The following is a 21,781-nucleotide window of genomic DNA, read 5'->3' as shown; positions in this document are numbered from 1 at the left end:
AAGGGGAGTAATGAGATGGAACAGTATACAAATACTCAAAAGGCAGCAATCTTACTGCTTTCTGTCGGACCGGACGTTTCTGCCGGTATCATGAAGCATCTAGAAGAACGAGAGATTGAGAGTATCACAAAGGAAATTACCGAGCTGCGCCGGGTCACATCTGATGTGAAAGAGCAAGTGATGAGGGAATTTCATCAATTGGCGATTGACTCCAATATCGTATCGTACGGCGGCCTTGATACAGCCACAGACCTATTAAAACGCACATTTGGCCCTGATAAGGCAGCAGGCTTTTTAAAGCGGATGGGCAATCGGACCAGCAACCGGCCGTTTCAATTTATTCAGCATGTGGAGCCATTACAGATTTTCCATTTGCTTCAATATGAGAACGCACAGACAGTAGCATTGGTTTTATCCTATTTAGAATCGGAAAAAGCAGCGGCTGTTCTCGCAAGCTTCCCGTCGGAACGTCAAATTGACATTGCCAGAAGGATTGCGATGATGGATACCGCTTCACCGGAAATTATCTATCAGGTAGAGCAGGTTTTAAAAGAAAAGCTGACCATGACAAGCTCGCAGAAACAGGAAGCGCAAAAAGGTATTGACTCGATTGTTAGTATTTTAAGCAGTGTTGACCGCGGCACGGAAAAGAATATTCTTGAAACATTGGAAGAGAAGGACCCAGAGCTTGCTAATGAAATCAAACAGCGGATGTTTGTCTTCGATGATATAGCCTATCTTGATAATCGCTCCATCCAGCGGATTTTAATGGATGTACAAAATCAGGATTTGTATTTGGCACTAAAAATGACTTCGGAGGGCGTCAAGGATGCAATTTATCGGAACATTTCGAAACGCCGTGAAGAGGGACTCGAGGAACTATTAAGTTCGAATGAGCAGGTGCGCGTGAAAGATGTAGAGGATGCCCAAGGCAGAATTGTGACGATCATTCGAAAATTAGAGGAAGACGGTGCCATCATTATTTCTCGAAATGGGGAAGAGAACCGTGTCATCTAAGCTGGTAAAAGCACGAAAAGTAATCGCTCAAAACGGGCAAAAGCTGATTGGAGTCCCTGTTCCAGAGCTGCAGCTGACGGACGCCGTGCCATTCAATCTGGCTGATGAACGGAAAGAAGAGCTGCTGCTGGAATTAGAGCGGCAAAAAGAACGGGCCCAGCAGGAGTTAGCCGAATGGCGGGCAATGGAAGAGGAACGTTTTCGATTAGAGTTAGAAGAAGAAAAACGGCGCGGGTATGAGGAAGGCTATCAGCTGGGAATTGAGGATGGCAGGGCATATGCCAGGCAGGAGTATCAATTCCAGCTGCAAAAGGCAGCAGAAATATTAGAGCAGGCCTACAACGAAAAAGCTGCCATTATTCAAGAAGCCGAACCGTTTGTTATCGAACTGACAATGGAAATTGCGAGGAAGGTGCTGCAGCAGGAACTCAACACGAATCCTGATGCCCTTATTCATATTATTAAAGAAACGCTCAGTTCGGTGTATGAAACGGATTCCATTTCAATCGGCGTAGCGCCGGAGGATTTTTCTCTTGTCCAGAAACAAAGAGAGCAGTTATTGGCGATGGATAACGGACAGGTCGAAATTAAAGTGTTTCCTGACTATTCAATCCGCGAGGGCGGCTGCATTATTAGGACCTCCTCAGGCAGTGTTGATGCGAGAATTGATGTCCAGCTAAGCGAAATCAAAAAAGTGCTGCTTGCTTACCAACAGGAGGATCGAAAGTGAGTAGATGGAATAGTAAACCGTATCTCGAGCTTTTGGAAACGATCAATCCAATCAAAATGAACGGGAAAGTCACACAGGTCATTGGGCTAACGATAGAATCCCAAGGGCCAGATGTAAAATTGGGGGATATTTGCCATATCTTTTCACCGCAGCAGCAGAATCCAATTAAAGCAGAGGTGGTCGGGTTCCGCAATCACAAAGTACTGCTGATGCCGCTTGGTGAACTTCAATCGATTGCCCCGGGGTGCGATGTAGTATCAACCGGAAAACCGTTAACGGTGAAAGTAGGAATGGACCTGCTGGGCAAGGTGCTGGACGGGCTCGGCAATCCTATGGACGGAACCAGTCTTCCGGCGGGACTCCTGGAAGCGGGGGCAGATAATCTGCCGCCGAACCCGTTATCAAGGCCAAGAATTACTCAACCATTAAGTGTCGGAGTACGTACAATTGACGGTCTGTTAACAGTTGGCAAAGGCCAGCGGGTCGGCGTCTTTGCGGGGAGCGGTGTCGGAAAAAGCACCCTGCTCGGCATGATTGCCCGGAACACTGAGGCCGATGTGAACGTGATTGGCCTAATTGGAGAGCGCGGCCGTGAAGTATTGGACTTTATTGAACGAGACTTAGGTGAAGAGGGATTGAAAAAATCTGTTGTCGTTGCTGCCACTTCCGATCAGCCTGCATTAATCCGAATCAAGGGTGCGATGATTGCGACGGCGATTGCTGAGTTTTTCCGCGACCAAGGTATGAATGTCAACCTAATGCTTGATTCTGTCACGCGTTATGCGATGGCTCAAAGGGAAATCGGACTGGCAATTGGCGAACCTCCGGCAACCAAAGGCTATACCCCTTCTGTTTTCGCCCTGCTGCCACGCCTGCTCGAGCGGGCCGGAACGAACGCCAAAGGCAGTATTACTGCCTTTTATACGGTGCTCGTTGATGGTGACGATATGAATGAACCAATTGCAGATACGGTTCGCGGTATTTTAGACGGTCATATTGTGCTGGATAGGAATCTGGCACGAAAAGGAGTCTATCCAGCCATTGATGTGCTGTCAAGCGTCAGCCGAGTAATGAGTGAGATTGCGACAAGTGAGCATATCAGGGCGGCGGAGAAGCTGAAGCAGCATATGAGTGTCTATCAGAATGCAGAGGATTTAATTCAAATCGGGGCTTATAAGCGGGGAACGGATCGAGAAATCGACCTGGCCATCGATGTAAAGGATTGGATTGACCAATTTGTCAAGCAAGGGACCCATGAATCCCCCGCATATGAATCGACAATTGACTTATTGTTATCGAAATTTGGGGAGGAAGTTTGATGACTTTTCATTTTCCATATAAGCATATTTTAAACCTGAAAGAAAAAGAAAAAGACCAGGCTCTTTTAGAAATGAGCGTAATCGTCAGAAAAAGAGAAGCGGTTATGGAGAGGTTTCATTCTATTGATTTGAAGCGCAAAGAGCTTCTCTCACAGATGGACTCTGCCAACAGACAGATTTCAATTGCAGACATTCAGCAACGAAATGAATATCAAAACTATTTAACCCGGATGGCCGCAGACCTGGAGGAACAACTCCGTCAAATCGACGAGGATATCATAAGTATGCAAGCTGAGCTGTTAGCCAAACAGCAGGAGGAAAAAACGTGGCATCATTTGCGGGACAAGGCGTTTGAGAAATACAACCAGCTCCAGAAAAAAATCGAGCAGGATGCGATGGATGAGATGGCCGCGATTCGCTACTTCCATCAGCAGTTTTCATCCTAAATTATTCGCGCTGATTTCCCATTGAAAGGACGGTTTACTATGAAGGACCAAAGAACCGGATACGGAGCGGTGCAGTCGGTGCAATTTGCTCCATTAGCGGATCAGCCGCTTACTGCTCCTGGAAAAAAACAAATTCAACTATTAACAGATGTTTCCCTTCAAGTTTCATTTGAATTAGGCAGAAGCCAAAAAACAGTTAGAGAGATTCTGCAGCTGCAAGCCGGCTCGGTCATTGGTTTAGATAAACTTGCCGGTGAATACGTGGATGTGCTTGTCAACAAGCAATCTATTGCTGTCGGCGAAGTCGTTGTCATGGATGACAAATTTGCCATCCGGATTACGGATGTAGTATCCGACCAGGAAATAGAGAAAAAAATTAAGTGAGAGGGACGTATCACGTGCATACATGGAAAAAATGGCTCGGCATCATTATGGTTAGTCTTCTTATCTCCTTGCTGCCGCTATCAGCGGTTCAGGCAAAGGAAGGAACCGTGTATGAGCAATTCGAAAAATCTCCGGCGAAAGAGAAGACCACAGGACAAAATCCTGACCTTCAAAATCCGTCAATCGTACCATATGCCTTTAAATTTATCGGTTCCTTCCTATTAATATTAGTCCTGCTTTTTATTGTCTTAAAATATCTTTCTAAGAAATCAGGAATGTACGGGGGCGGCGGACCGTTTCATTCGCTTGGCGGACATTCGCTTGGAAAAAACCGCTCACTGCAAATGGTGATGATAGGGGATACTTTATACATTCTAGGGGTAGGAGAAGAAGTCAATTTGATTCGCACGATTCCTCCCGGCGAGGAACAGCGCAGGCTTCTTGAAACGATGGCAGAAAAACCGCTCGATACGGTTTCCAAATGGGGGTCGCAGCTGAAGAAGAGCTCACAGGAAAAGTGGGACGAGCTTCTTTTAAAAAAGTTAAAAGAAGTACAATCCGGAGACACGAAACATCTAAAGGATCGACCGGTGAAAGAAGGAGACCGTCCATGAAAAAGCTGATCCTTCTGACACCATTATTATTCTTTTTAGGACAATATACGGTTTTTGCCGAACCTAACTCATCCGTTCTCCCAGGCATTCATTTTGATACGGGCGGTTCGGGAGATACAGAAGGTACGGCCATATCGATTCAATTAATCATTCTTCTCACGATTTTATCGGTTGCACCAAGCATTCTTCTATTAATGACCTCGTTTACGAGGATTGCGATTGTGCTTTCATTTGTCCGCTCGGCGCTTGGCACACAGCAAATGCCGCCGAACCAAGTGATTATGGGGCTGAGTATCATTCTGACCTTTTTTATCATGGGGCCAACCTTTCATGAGGTTAATCAACAGGCGCTAAAGCCTTTTTTAGCAGGAGAGCTGAGCCAGGAACAGGCTGCGAAAAAAGCAGCTGCACCGATGAAGGAGTTTATGGCCAAACAAACCCGTGAAAGTGACTTAAAGCTGTTTTTGGAGTACAGAAACACGAAAAACATCGATTCGGTGCAAGAGATTCCGCTGACAGCTTTGGTTCCAGCGTTTGCCATCAGTGAACTGAAAACGGCGTTTCAAATGGGCTTTTTAATTTTTGTTCCATTTATGATTATTGACATGATTGTTGCAAGCGTGCTGATGGCGATGGGCATGATGATGGTGCCACCGTCGCTCATTTCACTGCCTTTTAAAATTTTGCTGTTTATCCTGGTAGATGGATGGCACTTGGTCGTACAATCGTTGTTCGCGAGCTTTAAATAAGGAGTAATCATATGACACCAGACAGCATTATGGGGCTTGCCCAAAGCTCCATCTACTTAACGATTATCGTATTGGCACCAATTCTTGGTGTAGCTTTAGCGGTCGGACTGATTATCAGTATTTTTCAAGCGATTACGCAAATCCAAGAACAGACACTTTCGTTTGCACCGAAGATTATCGCTGTTTTTGCCAGCTTGCTCTTTTTCGGTCCTTGGATGCTGACGCATCTTGTTGATTTTACGCGAAATATACTAGCTGATTTGACGCGTTTTATCGGGTAGGGCCATGGCGATTTTTACACATATTCCGTTATTTTTACTGGTGTTTGTAAGGTTAGCCTGTTTCTTTGCGGCAGCGCCAATATGGATGGAGCGGCAGGTGCCGGCCGCCTTTAAATGGGGCATGGCGATGTGCTTCTCTATTTTTGTTGGGGCGGTAATGCAGCCGGAACAGGGAATCGAAATGGACGGACTCTATCTTTTGCTTGTGTTAAAAGAAATGCTTGTTGGGTTAAGCTTGGGATTTTTTACCGCAATGCTGTTATATGCGGTCCAGCTCGCGGGCAGCTTAATTGATTTGCAAAGCGGCTTTGCGATGGCAATGATGTTTAATCCGCAAACCGGCATTCAAGAGCCGCAAACAGGCAGGTTCTTTTATGTCTTGGCTTTGCTCTTTTTCTTGTCCATTGATGGTCATCAACTTTTAATAAGAGGAATTCTGGCAAGCTATGAGTGGATTCCGATTCAGTCGATGCTGCCTGCTGCAGTTTCTGAGAATCTTGTTACTTTGTCGCTGATGATAATGAAGAATCTGTTCTGGATCGCAATTTTAATCGCATCTCCGTTTGTCGGCACCTTGTTTTTAGTGGATATTGCACTCGGGATTTTAGCTAAAACGGTCCCGCAAATGAACCTGTTTGTTATTGGAATCCCAATTAAAATGGCCGTCCATTTTATCGTTTTGTTTGTCTTTATGCCGGTCTTTTTGATCGTAATGGAAAAACTCGTTCAAACTATGGTTCATTCATTGGAGCAAATGTTACAGATACTTGGGGCGTAAAGGAACCATTCACATGTACTTATCATTAGATTTACAATTATTTGCTGAAAAAACTGAGAAGGCGACACCCCAAAAAAAGAAAGAAGCACGGAAAAAGGGGCAGGTTGCCAAAAGTACCGATTTATCCAATGCCATAGTACTGTTAAGTGCGTTTTCTTTCCTATCTTTTTACGGTGGAAGGGCTGCGGAACAGCTATTGCATGTATTTCGTCATGGTTTTAGCGATGGGCTGGTCATTGACCTGAATCTCTCATCCGTAACACTCTTGTTCGTTACCATTTTAAAGGACAGTGTGTTGATTGCAGCGCCTGTCATTGCGATTGCTTGGTTTGGCGGTTTTGCCTCAACTCTGGCGCAGGTCGGTTTTCTCGTTTCGACGGAAGCAATCAAAATGGATTTGAAAAAAATCAATCCTGTCGAGGGTGCTAAGCGGTTGTTTTCAGCCCGCACATTGGTTGAATTCATCAAGTCGATTTTAAAGCTGGTAGTGATTATTACGGTGGCGAGCCTCTTTCTTTGGCAGCAAAAACCGGTTTTATTGAAAATGCCGCAAATGGAACCGCTCCGGCTGGCAGCGTTTCTTGGGTCGCTTACTGTGAAACTGGGAATAGTCATTTCGGCTGCTTATCTGGTCCTTGCCGTTGCTGACTTGGTTTATCAGCGGTTTGATCATGCAAAGAACCTGCGTATGTCGAAGCAAGACATCAAAGATGAATATAAAAAGTCGGAGGGCGACCCGTTAATTAAACATAAAATCAAGGAAAAACAACGGCAGATTTCAAGCAGCAGGATGATGCAGGATGTCCCTCGTGCCCAGGTGGTAGTCACAAATCCTACCCATTTTGCTGTGGCGATTGCCTATGAGGCAGGAAAAACACAGGTGCCCGTTGTGGTCGCCAAGGGTGCGGATTATTTAGCGCACAAAATAAAGGAAATAGCGAAAGAACACCGGGTTGTCATCATGGAAAACAAACCGTTAGCCCGAACATTATATGCTAATGTCGAGATTGGTGAAGAAATACCGGAAGAGCTGTTTAAAGCAGTCGCCGAAGTTCTGGCCTATGTTTATAAAGTCAAAGGGACATTAAACAAGCAGGGGGGGATTTAACGTGAGTATGAAAAATATGGGGGTTCTCATCGCGGTCATCATGATTGTCGTGATGATGGTTATTCCGTTACCGACATTTTTATTAGATATTTTGCTCTTATTCAATTTATCCTTATCGATTATGATTCTATTAATTACGATGAATACGAGGGAGCCCCTTGATTTTTCCATCTTTCCTTCCTTGCTGCTACTGACTACGCTATTCCGCCTGTCCTTGAACGTGTCCAGTACACGGTTGATTTTGACGAATGGAAAAGCAGGAAACGTCATCGAAACGTTCGGGAACTTTGTGGTGGGCGGCAATACAGTTGTTGGTTTTGTTGTCTTCTTAATCTTGGTGATTATTCAATTCATCGTGATTACGAAGGGATCGGAACGGGTCGCGGAAGTGGCTGCCCGCTTTACTTTGGATGCGATGCCGGGAAAGCAAATGAGCATTGATGCCGACTTGAATACAGGCATGATTAATGATCAGGAAGCCCGCCTTAGAAGAAGAAAAGTCGAGCAGGAGGCGGATTTTTATGGTTCCATGGACGGTGCCAGTAAATTCGTCAAAGGGGATGCGATTGCCAGCATTATCATCCTAATGATTAATATCATTGGAGGATTCATTATTGGGATGACAATGCACGGGATGGATGTCACCCAATCCATCAATACGTTTACCTTGTTATCTGTTGGGGACGGGCTTGTCAGCCAGATTCCAGCCCTGTTAATTTCAACAGCAACTGGAATTATCGTGACGAGAGCAGCATCAGACGGGAATCTAGGCGATGATGTGTCGAAGCAGCTTATGTCCTACCCAAGTTTGTTGTATATCGTTGCCGTCTGTATTGCCCTGCTTGGCATTGTGACACCTATCAGTATTTTTCTGACATGGGGAATTGGCGGACTGCTTGCTTTTGCTGCTTATAGCATTAAGCATAAGCATACAAAGCAAGAGGCCGCAGCAGAGAGTACGCAAACTGAGCAAGAAATCGAAGAAGTGCGCAAGCCGGAGAATGTGTTTGCCTTACTCCGGGAGGACCCGATTGAGTTTGAATTTGGGATTGGCCTGATTATGCTGGCTGACGTCAATCAGGGCGGTGATTTATTAGACCGGGTGGTCGCGATACGCAGACAGATTGCTTTAGATTTGGGTCTTGTTGTTCCCGTTGTCCGCATCCGTGATAATATCCAGCTTCATCATAATGAGTACGTGATTAAAATCAAAGGGAATGAGGTCGCAAAAGGGGAAATCCTGCTGGATCATTTCTTAATGTTGAATCCAAGTGATGAGGAGCATGGAATTGATGGCATTGAAACTGTTGATCCGACGTTCGGCCTGCCGGCGCTCTGGATTACGGAAGACCAGAAGGATGAGGCGGAAATGTTTGGCTATACCGTAATCGATCCTGCTTCGATTGTCAGCACTCATTTATCAGAAACGATCCGTAAGTATGCACATGAAATTTTAGGTCGTGAAGAAACGGCACAGTTAATTAATCATTTGAAAGAAACTTATCCATCATTGGTGGAAGAATTAATTCCTAATGTGCTTTCTGTCGGCGATGTTCAAAAGGTGCTCCAAAAGCTGTTAAAGGAAAATGTTTCAATCAAGGGTCTTTCATCTATTTTTGAAGCACTGGCGGATTATTCGATTTACACAAAAAATCCCGACATCCTAACAGAATACGTAAGACAGGCCCTTGCCCGCCAATTGACATCGCAGTATGTACGAAACGGTGTAGTACATGCAATTCAGGTGGGTGCCGGAATTGAAAAGAAACTGGCAGAATCGATTCAGAGGACCGAGCATGGTGATATTTTGACAATGGATCCGGAATCTTCGAATCAATTGATTCTTTCTTTCACACAAAAAATGGAACAAATGGCTCAGCTGGGGATCCGTCCGGTCATCTTAACATCCTCAGGAATCAGGATGTATGTCCGGCAGCTAATGGAACGTACATTAGCGGATGTTCCGATTCTTTCCTACAACGAGCTCGAGCCTAATGTCGAAGTGCAGAGTGTTGGAGTGGTAAATCTATGATGATCAAAACCTATGTCGTTAACACGATAGCGGAAGCATATCCGATGATTTTTCAAGACCTAGGAACCAATGCCTTTATTTTAAATACGAAGCCGGTTAGGACTGGTTTTTTTCGAAAAAAAAGAGTGGAAGTTGTAGCGGCAGTTGATTTATCTGCCCCGAAACCGTTGGTGCAGGAGGAAGTGAAACCCCTTGTTGAGTCGAAATGGGAGTGCCAGCCAAAGCAGACGAGTGTAGAAGTTCATGCTGATCAGCCTTCTCAGCCTGATGTCCTGAAGGAGCTGTCAGAGGTAAAGGCGCTGCTTCATTCGCTGCTTAAGGATGATTCGGTCGCCGACAGCATACCGAAGCCGCTGGAAAAATGGGTGCTGCATCTAAGGGATCAGGAAGTAGACGAGGAAGTCATCCGGTATATCGTGAAAAAAGTGCAAATGAAACAAATAAACCTAGGGAGTTTGTCGGACTTACAAATCGAGCAGCTGCTTATGACGATTATCAAACAGCTTTTTGAAGAAGGAATCGCGAAGGATTCTGTATCATCCGCCTGTTTTATCACGCTATTAGGTCCAACAGGGGTTGGCAAGACAACCACAATTGCTAAGCTGGCGGCGGCACGGGTATTTCAGCAAAGGCAGAAGGTTGGACTGCTGACGACTGATACATTTCGGATTGCCGCGGTCGATCAGCTTAAAACCTATGCATCGATTTTACATGTTCCGTTAGAAGTAGTCGCTGACGCAAGTGAGCTAAAAGGTGCCATGGAGCGGCTGAAAGGCTGCCATACCGTATTTATGGACAGCGCCGGGCGAAATTATTTAGAGGAAGAATATATCGAAGAAATTAATCAATATTTACGCTATGATGTCCCGCAGGAAAATTATTTAGTTCTTAGTATGACAACACGCTGGCGTGATATGCGCAGAATTGTGGATCAAATGAAGGCTGTCCCGATTGATAAGCTGATTTTAACGAAAATGGATGAAACCAGCTGCTATGGTGTGGCCCTCAATATGGTGTATCACTATCCATATCCATTAGCATATGTCAGTTTAGGACAAGGAGTCCCACAGGATATCATGAAGGCAGACCCTATTTTTATGGCGAAAAAGATTCTAGGAGCAGATGAGAATGAATCAGGATCAAGCACATCAATTAAGACAATTATCTAACTCCCTCTCAGGGCACAGGCGAACGTCCCGCGTGATTACCGTGGCAAGCGGAAAAGGAGGGGTAGGCAAATCAAACTTTATTCTAAGTTTTGCGCTCAGCCTGATGGATCTTGGGCAAAAGGTTGTCGTGATTGATCTTGATATCGGAATGGCCAACTTAGATATTTTAATGGGGGCGACACCGAAGCGTCACCTTCTGGATATGATACGCGAGCGGAAAAGCATTTGGAGTGTGCTGGAAAGAGGTCCGAAGGGATTGGAATATATCGCTGGGGGTTCAGGCTTGAGTGAGCTGCTGCAATTACGGGAGGAAGACAGGCATTATTTTTTTCGTGAGCTGGAAAAACTGCACGGCTATGCTGATCTGATTTTGATTGATACCGGTGCAGGTTTGACAGCGGAATCGCAGCAATGTCATCTTGCGGCCGATGAGGTCATTTTACTTACAACGCCTGAACCGACGGCGCTGGCCGATGCGTATTCCGTAGTGAAAATGCTGCACAGCAAAAGCAAGACAATTTCCTTTCAATTGGTGGTAAACCGAGTTTCCCGGCAAAAAGAAGGAGTAGAGGTTGGAAGTAAATTTAAGTTTGCGGTTCAGCGGTTTTTACAAAAGGAGATTACCATTTTTGGAGCCATTCCAGATGATGGTGCTGTCATGCAGGCGGTTTTAATACAAGTGCCGTTTTATCTTGCTTATCCAAGATCCCAGGTGTCGTTAACGTTAAAGCGATTGGCAGAAAGATTTGTTACAGGAGCCGAAGCAGCTGTTCCTGAAAACGGCGGGATGAAGGGATTTATTCGAACGATTTCACGCTTATTTATAACATAATGTTCACTGTCTTGCTGAATTTAAGAGAAAACCAAGGAGAGGGGAATATAGATTGGAGTGGAATGTAGAAGAAGTCATCGATCAATATATTCCATTGGTTCATAGGGTTGTATCGCAAATGAAGAGAAGCTTGTCCAGCCAAGCGGATGAGAACGACCTTATCTCTTTTGGAATGACTGGATTGTGGGATGCTGGAAAGCGATTTGACCCAACTCAGGGAGTTAAATTTGAAACCTATGCCGTTCAGCGAATCCGTGGCGAAATTTTAGATGGGTTACGGCAAACGGACCATGTCTCCCGGACATTACGGCGAAAAGAAAAAACGTACCGGGAGGCAATGGAGACATTAGAACAATCATATCTTAGACGTCCAACCGCAAAAGAAGTGAGCGAGTATATGGGCGTCAGCATGAAAGAATACGGGCAAACCCGAATGCAGCTCTCTTTCATTCACCAAGACTCATTAGACCAACCGAAGAGTCAGGAAGAAAACACGGCGGTTCAACAAATCGAAGATCATCAATCCATCAAGCAGGATGAATGGCTTGAAGCAAAGGAGCAAAAACAAATACTAGCCGAATTAATCGACAGCTTACCAGAACGTGAAAAAATCATCCTATCCCTCATCTACTTTGAAAACTTAAGCTTCACTGATGTAAGCAAAATATTCGGCCTGCATAAATCACGTATCTCCCAGCTCCACCACCAAGCCATCAAAAGACTCCGTATTGCCATGGCGAAGCACGGGGACGGTTCTTTGGCTTCATTTTGAAACATTGTTAATAAATTTGTGAATAACTTGAAAAAAGTTGTTGATAATCAACAGTTTTCTGTTGATATATTCTAACAAACTGTTGATAATTTAGGGGATTTTGTGGATATCCTGTGTAAATGTGAGTAAGTTAGGGGTTTTTTAGCAATCTTGATATTAGTTATCCACAACTATTCAAGATACAAAGTTAATCTTAAAGCAGAAAGCATAATAGGATACAGTATCAATAAGCGGTTATAACAGGTGACATCCAAACAAGAAGCGTATAAACTATTAGAGAGCAATTAATAAAAACTATGAAGCAAGGGGACGGCTCTCTTGCTTCCTTCTGTTATCAAGAAGCAGAAGAACTGTCCCCATGCTTCCTCAAGCGGAGGTTAACTATGTACAAGAATGAGCCCATTTTTTTACAGCCGATTTTTCAAGAGCGAATATGGGGCGGTCAAAAATTAAGGACTGAATTTAACTATGAGATTCCGAATGATAAGACGGGCGAGGCATGGGTGATATCTGCCCATCCGCACGGTCCAAGCATCATCACCAATGGTCCGCTGGCCGGAAAAACATTAGCAGATGCCTGGAATGAACATAAGGAGCTTTTTAATAAAAACTCAGAGGATCAGGGAGAGTACCCGCTCCTTATTAAAATTCTGGATGCGGCTGACGATTTATCCGTTCAGGTTCACCCGAATGATCAATTTGCTCGTGAAGTGGAAGGTGTCCCTTATGGGAAAACCGAATGCTGGTACGTGTTAAGCGCGGAAGAAGGAGCAGAGCTTGTGTTAGGCCATTATGCCAAGACAAAAGAAGAATTGGCGCAGATGATTGACGAGGGAGAATGGGACAAGCTTCTACGACGTGTGAAGGTCAAGGCAGGAGATTTTGTCTACGTTCCAAGCGGCACAATCCATGCTATTGGAAAAGGGATCGTGATCCTTGAAACACAGCAAAGCTCTGATATTACATACCGCGTATATGACTATGACCGGACAGATGCAGCCGGCAATAAACGCGAATTGCATCTTGAACGTTCAAAACAAGTGACAACTGTCCCTCATCAGGATGCTCCAGTTGAACAAACAGAAACTGTGAATGGAGATTTAGTTGAAAAGAAATTAGCGGAGGAGCAATATTTTACTGTGTATCACTGGCAATTGGATGGACAGGCCGCTTGTGAAATGAATAAAGACTTTTTACAGGTAAGCGTGATTGAAGGTCATGCAGCTCTTACAATTGATGGTCAATCCTTCAGCCTGGAAAAGGGCATCCATTTTATCCTGCCTAATGGGATTCGTGAGTTTACGTTAGAAGGAAAAGCAGCATTTATTGTTTCGCATGAATAGATAATAGAAAAGGCCCTAAGAACATATAGGGTCTTTTCTAATTTAGAGTCTGCCGCAAGTAAACTATAGACTGAGACCTCTTGCAGGGATTTTAGTTATCCAGGCTAGGAAGTACTTCCCTTTTCGTCCTTATCTTCTTAGAGGGAGCCATGTAAGCACGTCTTGAATTTTCTGATCCCAATAACCCCATTCGTGGTTTCCTGGTCCAAAGTCTGTTGTAAGGTTGTAGCTGGTTTGTTCACATAGCTGTTTGAAGTATATATTATCTTCATAAAGAAAATCTTCTGTCCCGCAGCATTGATATAATACGGGCTTCTGTTCATTTGTATGTGTATCCTTTATCAGAGAGAATAAATCATGTTCGGTGCCGGAAATATCTTCATTACCAAAAACTAATGAAAATACAGGGGCTAAATCTGAATGTTTAATGTGTTTAACGATATCGGTAACCCCTGATAGACTTGCAGCGGCACAAATTTGATCGGGACGGTTCAATGCCCATTTGAAAGCTCCATATCCACCCATTGAAAGTCCGGCAACAAAGTTATCCTCTCTGGCAGGCGATAATGGGAACAATGATTGAGCTATGGAAGGGAGCTCCTTTGTAAGGAATGTCCAATACTTATTTCCATACTTCATATCAGTGTAAAAACTATGATGAACCTGCGGCATCACGACAGCGAGACCTAGTGGTGCAACGTATCTTTCAATCGAAGTTCTTCTGGTCCAAATCGTGTCGTCGTCACTGAAACCATGCAGCAAAAAGAGTGTCTGGTGTAAGTCACCCTTTTTATTATTTTGCATGCCAATTTGAGACGCAGTTTGCTGCGGCAGAATAACAGTCATCGACGTACTTAAGTTTAATACCTCTGAATAAAATTGACATTGAATAAGAGCCATTTCGTTTCTCTCCTTAAAATGTTTAGTATTAATAAGTAAATTCGACATCTGCTTTCCATTTCCTTTCCCTGCTCTTGATCTGTTGCTTTAGATAAATAGGAGCCGTCACGACATTCCCATGAAACTGTTTTTCTTTCCTTTAACACTCTTAATACAAGAATAAAAATCTGGTAAATTTTTTTAATTTGACAGGTTGACATGGCAGAAGAGCAGATAGTATAGTTTAATTAGTCTAAAAATTCAGTATAGGGATTTTTTTCTATATTAAGAAGGCTGCGAGGAGACTTACCGATGACTAGACTTAAAGACATTGCTGAATATGTAGGTGTATCCATTTCTACTGTTTCAAGGGTAATCCAAAACGATCCAACCCGAAATGTTAACCCGGAAACCAAGAAGAAAATTTGGGATGCTGTGAAAGATATGGGGTATATCCCTAATCAAAATGCAAGAAATTTAGTGACCAACAATCAGCAAAGGACATCCAAGCGGACGATGAAGATTGGCTGGGTCGCTGATTATAAAGTTATAGAAGCATACCCATATTATGCAAACATGCTTATGGGGCTTAGTGAATACATGGAAAAATCGGGCTACACCTTAATGAACATTCCGAAAGAGGACATTCAGAATGATCCGCTGCTGCATAAACCTATCTATGAATCTGGGATAGAAGGACTTATTCTATTTGATCCTGTTGAGGATAGTATTTTGGAATATGCCAGACAATACATACCGATTGTTGGACTCGATTTTAGCTATTCAAGTAAGTATTCAAGGTTTACTACAATCGACTTTGACCGGGAAGCGGCCGGTAAAATGGCGGTGGAACATTTAATTCAACAGGGACACCGAAAGATTGGTTTCCTTGGCGGTGGTATCGGAACAAAGTATGAGGATTTACAAGGAGAATGTCGTTTTAAAGGTTATCAAAACGCAATGAGTGAGGCCGGGTTTGTGCCTAGGTCTGAGTGGATTATAAATACTCTATGGGAAATGGATAAGTGTTATCAATTTATGACCAAGCTGATAAGGGAAAATCCCGCTCATTTGCCAACAGCAATGTTTTGCGCCAGCGATATGATGGCCATTGCTGCCATGAGGGCTGTTATCGAAAATCACTTAAGAATTCCAGAGGATATAGCCTTTATAGGATTAGACAATATTGAGATGTCTAAATATTCAACGCCGCCTCTTTCGACCATTGATATTCCAAAGTATGAAATGGGGGAATTAGCGGCAAAAGCTATTATTGAGATGATTGAAGGAAAAACAAAGCTGCCAGTCAAGATGCTGGTACCTTTTGAGTTAATCGTACGTGAATCATCAAATTTTATAAGAATAGAATAAGTTATTTTTTTTAACTAGTTGGAAAACGTTTGCTGTAATTTGCGGAAAATGCAAATGATAGGCGAAAAATAGTTAAAAACGAGAAAGAAAATGCGATGTTACATCCATCTTTCTCAACGGAGTACGGAAAACGTTTGGACAAATTAGAGGAAAACGAAGGAATCATTTAAAGGGGGTGAGGCCCAGCGGTGTTTAATGGTTATTTTTTAAGACTACAAGATTATAAGAATAGGAGTGAATGGAATGGAAACGGTTAGATTAGGTATTATTGGTGCAGGACTTAGAAGTGGAATTGCAAGGTACTGGCATAATCCTGGCGGGAAATCAGTGGTTGTGGGAGCAGCTGATGTCTCTGAAGCAAGATTGAAAGCGTTTCAAGAAAAAGTAAATGAGCACGCCTTTATTACAACGGATTATCACGAATTATTAGCACGCCCAGATATTGATGCGGTGGCGATTCTTTCACCGGATTATTTACATGAAGAGCACGCCATTGCTGCACTAAGAGCCGGTAAACACGTCTATTGTGAAAAGCCGCTTGCCATTACTGTAGAAGGCTGTGACCGGATCATAGAGGAATCGAAAAAAGCTGGTAAGCATTTAATGGTTGGCTTCAATATGCGCTATATGAGTATGTACCAAACGATGAAAGAAATTATCGACTCAGGCGTAATCGGAGATCTTAAGGCTGTCTGGGTTCGCCACTTTGTCGGATATGGCGGCTATTTTTACTACCATGACTGGCATGGAACTGCAGAGAATACCACATCCCTGCTGCTGCAAAAGGGTTCGCATGACCTCGATGTGATTCATTGGATTACTGGAAAATATACAAAAAAGGTATCTGCTTTTGGAAGCCTTGATTATTACGGCGGGGATATGCCGAATACCTTAACATGCCCTGAGTGTGAGATTAAAGATACGTGTCCTGAGGCAACTCTTAACTATTTTACCCAATGTGCTTTCCGAAAAGAGATTGACGTTGAGGATAACAATATGCTGATTATGGAGCTTGAGGACGGCATTAAGGCATCCTATCTGCAGTGTCATTTTACACCGGATTATTCTCGGAATTATACTTTTATCGGTACAAAAGGGCGATTGGAAAACGATGACGTCAACGATAAAATCTATGTCAAAACACGTAAATCCAATAGCTGGCACGAATTCAGCGACATCACCTATGACATGAAGAAAGAGGAAGGCAGTCATGGCGGGGCGGATCCGAAAATCTGCCGAGACTTTATCGAGTTAGTCTTATACAACAAGCAGCCATTAACCACACCATTTGCCGGAAGAATGAGCGTAGCTGTAGGCTGTGCGGCAACTGAGTCGATTCGTTCCGGCGGTAAAGTGGTTGAGATAAGTCAAGCTTCAACAGCTAGTTTATGTGAGTAGCCCCCGCTAAAGGAGGAGAAGATTTGGAAAAAATTATTGAAAACAAAAACGATATACAATCCAATTTTCTATCAACCGCAAAGGCAGATATTTCTCCGTCAAAGTGGGCGATGTTTAAAAAGTCCTTTCGAAAAAATTGGGATTTATATTTATTGGTATCTCCTGTTATTGCTTACTTTATTATCTTCCATTATGTCCCAATGTATGGAATCCAAATTGCCTTTAAGGATTTTATTGCCACGAAGGGAATATGGGGGAGTGAGTGGGTAGGATTCAAGCACTTTCAACGTTTTTTTGACAGCTACTATTTTTGGCGGCTAATTAAAAATACGCTGGGAATTGGCGTATATACACTAGCGGTATCATTTCCAGTTCCCATCATCCTTGCACTTATGCTTAATGAAGTCAAAAATGTGAAGTTTAAAAAATTTGTTCAAACCGTCATTTATGCACCGCACTTTTTATCAACCGTCGTAGTTGTCGGGATGCTGGTTTTGTTTTTAAAATCGGATGGACTAATTAACCAGTTAATTACCCTAGTAGGCGGGACACCAATTGAGTTTATGACGGAGCCGGCCTGGTTTAAAAGCCTGTATGTTTTCTCTGACGTTTGGCAGACAATGGGCTGGAGCTCTATCATTTACTTGGCAGCGCTTACAGCTGTTGACCATTCCCAGCATGAGGCAGCGATGATCGATGGTGCTTCGAGACTTCAAAGAATTTGGCATATTAATATTCCGGCAATCATGCCGACCATCGTAATCCTGTTTATATTAAATGCTGGATCGGTGATGTCTGTTGGTTTCGAAAAAGTATTCTTAATGCAAAATACTTTGAATATGTCAACATCTGATGTCATTTCAACATTCGTCTACCGGGCCGGTATTCAGGAAGCGCAATACAGCTTCTCGGCAGCGGTTGGGTTGTTCAATTCAGTCATTAATTTCATCATGCTTGTAATGGTGAACTTCATTGCGAAAAAAATTAATAATACAAGCCTATGGTAGGTGGTGAACCAGTTTGCAAAATTCCGCTTCAGACAAATTATTTACTCTCATTAATACAATCTTTCTTTTAGTAATAACACTAATGGTTATATATCCGTTGTACTTTATTGTCAGTGCGTCATTTAGTAATCCAACCTATATTTTGACCGGGGAAATGTGGCTTTGGCCAAAAGGGTTCAATTTGGATTCCTATGCAAAGGTATTTGAGAACAAGGATATTGTGAATGGATTTTTAAATACCTTAAAATATACCACCATTGGAACGCTGATTAACCTGATTATGACGATTATGGCTGCCTATCCGCTTTCCAGAAAAGATTTTTACGGTCGAAATGTCATCATGGCCATCTTTGTGTTTACGATGTTTTTCGGGGGAGGGTTGATCCCAACCTATTTATTAATTAAAGACCTCGGGATGATTGATACTTTCTGGGTTATGGTGATCCCTAATGCCGTTGCAGTCTGGAACATCATTATTATGCGGACATTCTTTCAAACGACGATTCCGCTCGAGCTGCAGGAATCTGCCCAAATTGACGGATGCGGGAATATCCGAATCCTGTTAAACATTGTACTGCCGCTTTCGATGCCGGTTATCGCTGTCATGATTTTATTTTACGCAGTGGGTCATTGGAATTCCTATTTCCAAGCGTTAATCTATCTTTCGGATAAGGGCAAATTTCCACTTCAATTAATTTTAAGAGAAATTTTAATTCAGGGTGAAATGGACGAATTGATGAAAGGAACTTCGGAAAGCTTTTTAAAGCAAAAATTAAGTATAGAGGGTTTAAAATATACAGTCATCATCGTGGCAAACCTTCCTATGCTGCTTCTGTATCCATTCCTGCAAAGGTATTTCGTTAAAGGTTTTATGATTGGTTCTATTAAAGGGTGATAAGGGGGATTTTTTAGATGAAGAGAAAAAAGTATGCGGCAAGTTTGATTACTGGTGCTTTAGCTGTTTCGGTATTATTAAGCGGCTGTAATGGCAGCAGTGAGAAAACGGCAACGAAGACAGATAAAAAGAATATCGAAAACCTGAATAAGACGGGTATGCCAATCGTCAAAAAGAAAATTGAAATGGACGGGTTCGCCGCTAAGTTCTTTTCTTCCCAGGATTGGAGTAACCTCATGCTTTGGAAAGAATATGAAAAAATGTCGAATATTCATATTAACTGGGAAACAGTCTCTGTCGATGCTTTGGCAGAGAAACGCAATCTTATGCTGGCGAGCGGGGATTATCCAGAAATTTTGTTTGCTGCTGCTCTGTCCAAGACTGACCTAGTTAAATACGGCCAGCAAGGTGTATTCCTTCCTCTGAATGATTTAATAGATAAGTATGCTCCGAATTTTAAAAAGATTATGGACGAAAACCCGATTGTAAAGGAAGGGGTTACCATGGCGGACGGAAATATTTATGGGTTCCCTACCTATTATGATCCTAACTTTAAAGGGTTAACAATAGGAACTCCTTGGATCCAAAGCGAATGGTTGAAAAAATTAAAACTTGAAGAACCTACTAATTGGGACGAGCTATACGATGTATTGATGAAAATTAAAACTGAAGATCCAAACGGTAATGGCAAGGCTGATGAAATACCTTTAGGCTCAGGTTATGGAATTGGACCGGTTATCAACTACCTTAAAGGATCAGTTGGTTTAAATAATCACGGAACATCTAATGGTAATATTGATTTAGATCCAAAAACAAATAAATTAAGGTTTCAGCCAACATCAAATGAATATAAAGAGCTATTAACTTATTTAAATAAGTTATGGAAAGCTGGATTAATGAACAAAGATATCTTCAACCCAGATAATGAAAAGTTTTACACAAATATTGGAAAGGATGAAGTAGGCGTAATCTTTGATGTCGACCCGAAAGTTTTGGCGGATAAGGATGGATATGTCGGTGCTCCTATTGTTGAAGGACCACATGGGGATCGCCTTAATACGGCAATCGGCTCGCCATTGGGGAATGTAGGGATGTTTGTTGTGACTGACAAAAATAAGAATCCTGAGGCAACTATTCGCTGGATTGATCATTTCTATGGCGACGAAGGAATTAAAATGTTCTTTATGGGCTTTGAAGGTGTGACGTATGAGGAAAAAGACGGTAAATATGCTTATACTGATGAAATTACTAAAAACCCGGATGGTCTTAACCTTGACCAAGCAATCAGTAAATATTTAACATGGCCTGGCGGATATTATCCTGGTGTTGTAAAGGAACAGTTCTTCCAAGGTGCAGAGGCATCACCGGGATCCTTAGCAAATGCAGAAAAGGCTGAACCGCTGACCTTAAAACAGGACCAAATCTGGCCAAACTTTAATTTCACGGTAGAAGAGTCAGGTGAGCTAGCAACCCTTTCCACAGATCTTAATACCTATGTAACGGAAATGACTGCAGCGTTCATTTCAGGAAAAAAATCCATGAATGAATGGGACAAGTATGTGAAAACGTTAGAAAAGATGAATTTGGATCGTTACATGGAGATATACGAAGCCGCCTATAAGCGATATAAAAAATAACTGCACTTGCCAATATTTTAGCAGAATCGAATATGCATGGACTCATATGATGTGCCATCTGCTCATATGAGTCTTATTTTTTATTAATATAATAATGGGGTGCATTTCATGTCTAAGACTAAACCGAGCTTTTCCTTTTTTGTCATTAGTGATATCCAATTAACTGTTACTAATGAAGTTTCACACCATAAATTGGCCTATGCCCTGCAAGACCTTAACGAAATTGATTCTGAGGCCGCTGCTTTAGTAATAAATGGAGATTTAATTAATGACGGGAGAAAAGAAAGCTATAACAAGATAAGAGAAATTTTAAAAATGAACCCGCATCCAGAGAAAGTATTTTTCACGATAGGAAATCATGAGTTCTTTCAAAATGATGGTAATATAGCTTCCATAGGACGTTTTTTAGAGTTTAGCGGGCTTGAGAAGGTATATTATGAGCAAGAAATAAATGAATGTTCTTTTCTGTTCCTGGGAACAGAAAGCTGGGGACCGGTGGGAAGCCCCGTAAAAGATTCTGCGGTCTTAAGCAGGGAGCAATTAAAGTGGTTGGAGGATAAAGTTGAAAAACTAAAACATCAGACCAAACCGGTTTTTGTATTTTTGCATCAACCGATTCCATTTACGTTATATGGAACCGATCTGAAATACTATCAAAATGCTATTATCCCTTATCGAGAGTTGGTGAAAAGGGTAGCACGGTTGAAAAATGTATTTTTCTTCTCCGGGCATTCTCATTTCGATCTACGCTTTCCCAACATGTATGTTGACAGTCCATTTCATATGTTGAATACGGGGGCAGTATACGACACATGGGGACCTGATGGAGAAGGCGGAGATACTGTCATTGATTCAGAAGGAAGCCAGGGTTTATATATACAAGTATTTCAGGATAACGTATTAATTAAAGGGCGCGATTTTAGCAATAAAAAATGGATTCAAGAGTATCAATTGACGATTCCGGTTTGCTGCTAGTAATAGTATATCAACGTAGCTTTAAAATTTACTAAACCAAGAGGA

Annotated in this window: 22 protein-coding genes; 21 read left to right on the top strand and 1 reads right to left on the bottom strand. The window is 42.6% G+C overall.

Annotation, left to right across the window (positions count from 1 at the left end; translation table 11 throughout):
* Positions 1 to 15 precede the first annotated feature (15 nt).
* The 15 genes from fliG to manA all read left to right on the top strand — a co-directional run bounded on the left by fliG (position 16) and on the right by manA (position 13,574).
* Positions 16 to 1,017 (top strand): flagellar motor switch protein FliG, encoded by a 1,002-nt coding sequence (gene fliG, locus IE222_RS17550; protein WP_191275028.1) that lies wholly within the window; start codon positions 16 to 18, stop codon positions 1,015 to 1,017.
* The gene (locus tag IE222_RS17545; RefSeq protein WP_223282777.1) at positions 1,007 to 1,747 is read left to right on the top strand and encodes a FliH/SctL family protein; all 741 of its coding nucleotides are present in this window, start codon (positions 1,007 to 1,009) and stop codon (positions 1,745 to 1,747) included. Before fliG ends, IE222_RS17545 begins: the two co-directional genes overlap by 11 nt.
* A 56-nt stretch (positions 1,748 to 1,803) precedes the next feature.
* The gene (fliI, locus tag IE222_RS17540) at positions 1,804 to 3,066 is read left to right on the top strand and encodes a flagellar protein export ATPase FliI (RefSeq protein ID WP_240009783.1); all 1,263 of its coding nucleotides are present in this window, start codon (positions 1,804 to 1,806) and stop codon (positions 3,064 to 3,066) included.
* On the top strand, positions 3,066 to 3,512 hold the full coding sequence (locus IE222_RS17535; protein ID WP_191275022.1) for a flagellar export protein FliJ: 447 nt from the start codon (positions 3,066 to 3,068) through the stop codon (positions 3,510 to 3,512). Before fliI ends, IE222_RS17535 begins: the two co-directional genes overlap by 1 nt.
* Positions 3,513 to 3,551: 39 nt before the next feature.
* Complete coding sequence (gene fliN, locus IE222_RS17530; protein ID WP_191275020.1) at positions 3,552 to 3,896, top strand: flagellar motor switch protein FliN; 345 nt, start codon at positions 3,552 to 3,554, stop codon at positions 3,894 to 3,896.
* A 14-nt stretch (positions 3,897 to 3,910) separates the two neighbouring features.
* Positions 3,911 to 4,510, top strand: coding sequence for a flagellar biosynthetic protein FliO (locus tag IE222_RS17525; RefSeq protein WP_191275018.1), 600 nt, complete (start codon positions 3,911 to 3,913; stop codon positions 4,508 to 4,510).
* Complete coding sequence (gene fliP, locus IE222_RS17520; protein ID WP_191275016.1) at positions 4,507 to 5,259, top strand: flagellar type III secretion system pore protein FliP; 753 nt, start codon at positions 4,507 to 4,509, stop codon at positions 5,257 to 5,259. The genes IE222_RS17525 and fliP overlap by 4 nt, the downstream gene beginning before the upstream one ends.
* 11 nt (positions 5,260 to 5,270) lie before the next feature.
* On the top strand, positions 5,271 to 5,540 hold the full coding sequence (fliQ, locus tag IE222_RS17515) for a flagellar biosynthesis protein FliQ (protein WP_191275014.1): 270 nt from the start codon (positions 5,271 to 5,273) through the stop codon (positions 5,538 to 5,540).
* Positions 5,541 to 5,544: 4 nt separating this feature from the next.
* A complete protein-coding gene (gene fliR, locus IE222_RS17510; RefSeq protein WP_191275012.1) occupies positions 5,545 to 6,318 on the top strand; it encodes a flagellar biosynthetic protein FliR in 774 nt (257 codons plus the stop codon).
* Between the two features lie 13 nt (positions 6,319 to 6,331).
* On the top strand, positions 6,332 to 7,426 hold the full coding sequence (flhB, locus tag IE222_RS17505) for a flagellar biosynthesis protein FlhB (protein ID WP_191275010.1): 1,095 nt from the start codon (positions 6,332 to 6,334) through the stop codon (positions 7,424 to 7,426).
* A 1-nt stretch (position 7,427) separates the two neighbouring features.
* A complete protein-coding gene (gene flhA, locus IE222_RS17500; RefSeq protein ID WP_191275008.1) occupies positions 7,428 to 9,458 on the top strand; it encodes a flagellar biosynthesis protein FlhA in 2,031 nt (676 codons plus the stop codon).
* Complete coding sequence (gene flhF / locus IE222_RS17495; protein ID WP_191275006.1) at positions 9,455 to 10,627, top strand: flagellar biosynthesis GTPase FlhF; 1,173 nt, start codon at positions 9,455 to 9,457, stop codon at positions 10,625 to 10,627. Before flhA ends, flhF begins: the two co-directional genes overlap by 4 nt.
* Positions 10,587 to 11,459 (top strand): MinD/ParA family protein, encoded by an 873-nt coding sequence (locus tag IE222_RS17490; RefSeq protein ID WP_191275004.1) that lies wholly within the window; start codon positions 10,587 to 10,589, stop codon positions 11,457 to 11,459. The genes flhF and IE222_RS17490 overlap by 41 nt, the downstream gene beginning before the upstream one ends.
* Before the next feature lie 52 nt (positions 11,460 to 11,511).
* Positions 11,512 to 12,231 carry a sigma-70 family RNA polymerase sigma factor gene (locus IE222_RS17485; protein WP_191275002.1) on the top strand — a complete coding sequence of 240 codons (720 nt, stop codon included), beginning with the start codon at positions 11,512 to 11,514 and terminating at the stop codon, positions 12,229 to 12,231.
* 383 nt (positions 12,232 to 12,614) lie between these two features.
* Complete coding sequence (gene manA, locus IE222_RS17480) at positions 12,615 to 13,574, top strand: mannose-6-phosphate isomerase, class I (RefSeq protein WP_191275000.1); 960 nt, start codon at positions 12,615 to 12,617, stop codon at positions 13,572 to 13,574.
* 129 nt (positions 13,575 to 13,703) lie between these two features.
* On the opposite strand, the gene IE222_RS17475 is transcribed toward manA, so the two are convergent.
* Positions 13,704 to 14,474, bottom strand: coding sequence for an alpha/beta hydrolase (locus tag IE222_RS17475; RefSeq protein ID WP_191274998.1), 771 nt, complete (start codon positions 14,472 to 14,474; stop codon positions 13,704 to 13,706).
* A gap of 291 nt (positions 14,475 to 14,765) precedes the next feature.
* Between IE222_RS17475 and IE222_RS17470 the strand changes: the two genes are divergently transcribed.
* The 6 genes from IE222_RS17470 to IE222_RS17445 all read left to right on the top strand — a co-directional run bounded on the left by IE222_RS17470 (position 14,766) and on the right by IE222_RS17445 (position 21,736).
* On the top strand, positions 14,766 to 15,824 hold the full coding sequence (locus IE222_RS17470; protein ID WP_191274996.1) for a LacI family DNA-binding transcriptional regulator: 1,059 nt from the start codon (positions 14,766 to 14,768) through the stop codon (positions 15,822 to 15,824).
* Between the two features lie 243 nt (positions 15,825 to 16,067).
* On the top strand, positions 16,068 to 17,222 hold the full coding sequence (locus IE222_RS17465; protein ID WP_191274994.1) for a Gfo/Idh/MocA family protein: 1,155 nt from the start codon (positions 16,068 to 16,070) through the stop codon (positions 17,220 to 17,222).
* 110 nt (positions 17,223 to 17,332) lie between these two features.
* Positions 17,333 to 18,229 (top strand): ABC transporter permease, encoded by an 897-nt coding sequence (locus tag IE222_RS17460; protein ID WP_191275142.1) that lies wholly within the window; start codon positions 17,333 to 17,335, stop codon positions 18,227 to 18,229.
* An 82-nt stretch (positions 18,230 to 18,311) separates the two neighbouring features.
* Positions 18,312 to 19,124, top strand: a complete 813-nt coding sequence (locus IE222_RS17455; protein WP_191275144.1) for a carbohydrate ABC transporter permease — start codon at positions 18,312 to 18,314, stop codon at positions 19,122 to 19,124.
* A 17-nt stretch (positions 19,125 to 19,141) separates the two neighbouring features.
* Positions 19,142 to 20,761 (top strand): extracellular solute-binding protein, encoded by a 1,620-nt coding sequence (locus IE222_RS17450; RefSeq protein WP_191274992.1) that lies wholly within the window; start codon positions 19,142 to 19,144, stop codon positions 20,759 to 20,761.
* Between the two features lie 108 nt (positions 20,762 to 20,869).
* On the top strand, positions 20,870 to 21,736 hold the full coding sequence (locus tag IE222_RS17445; RefSeq protein WP_191274990.1) for a metallophosphoesterase family protein: 867 nt from the start codon (positions 20,870 to 20,872) through the stop codon (positions 21,734 to 21,736).
* The last annotated feature ends 45 nt before the right edge of the window (positions 21,737 to 21,781 follow it).

It is taken from the genome of Neobacillus kokaensis (genome assembly GCF_014656545.1).
Lineage (GTDB): Bacteria > Bacillota > Bacilli > Bacillales > Cytobacillaceae > Neobacillus > Neobacillus kokaensis.
Note: the sequence above shows the minus strand (reverse complement) of the source record. Positions and strands in the feature narration are given on the sequence as shown.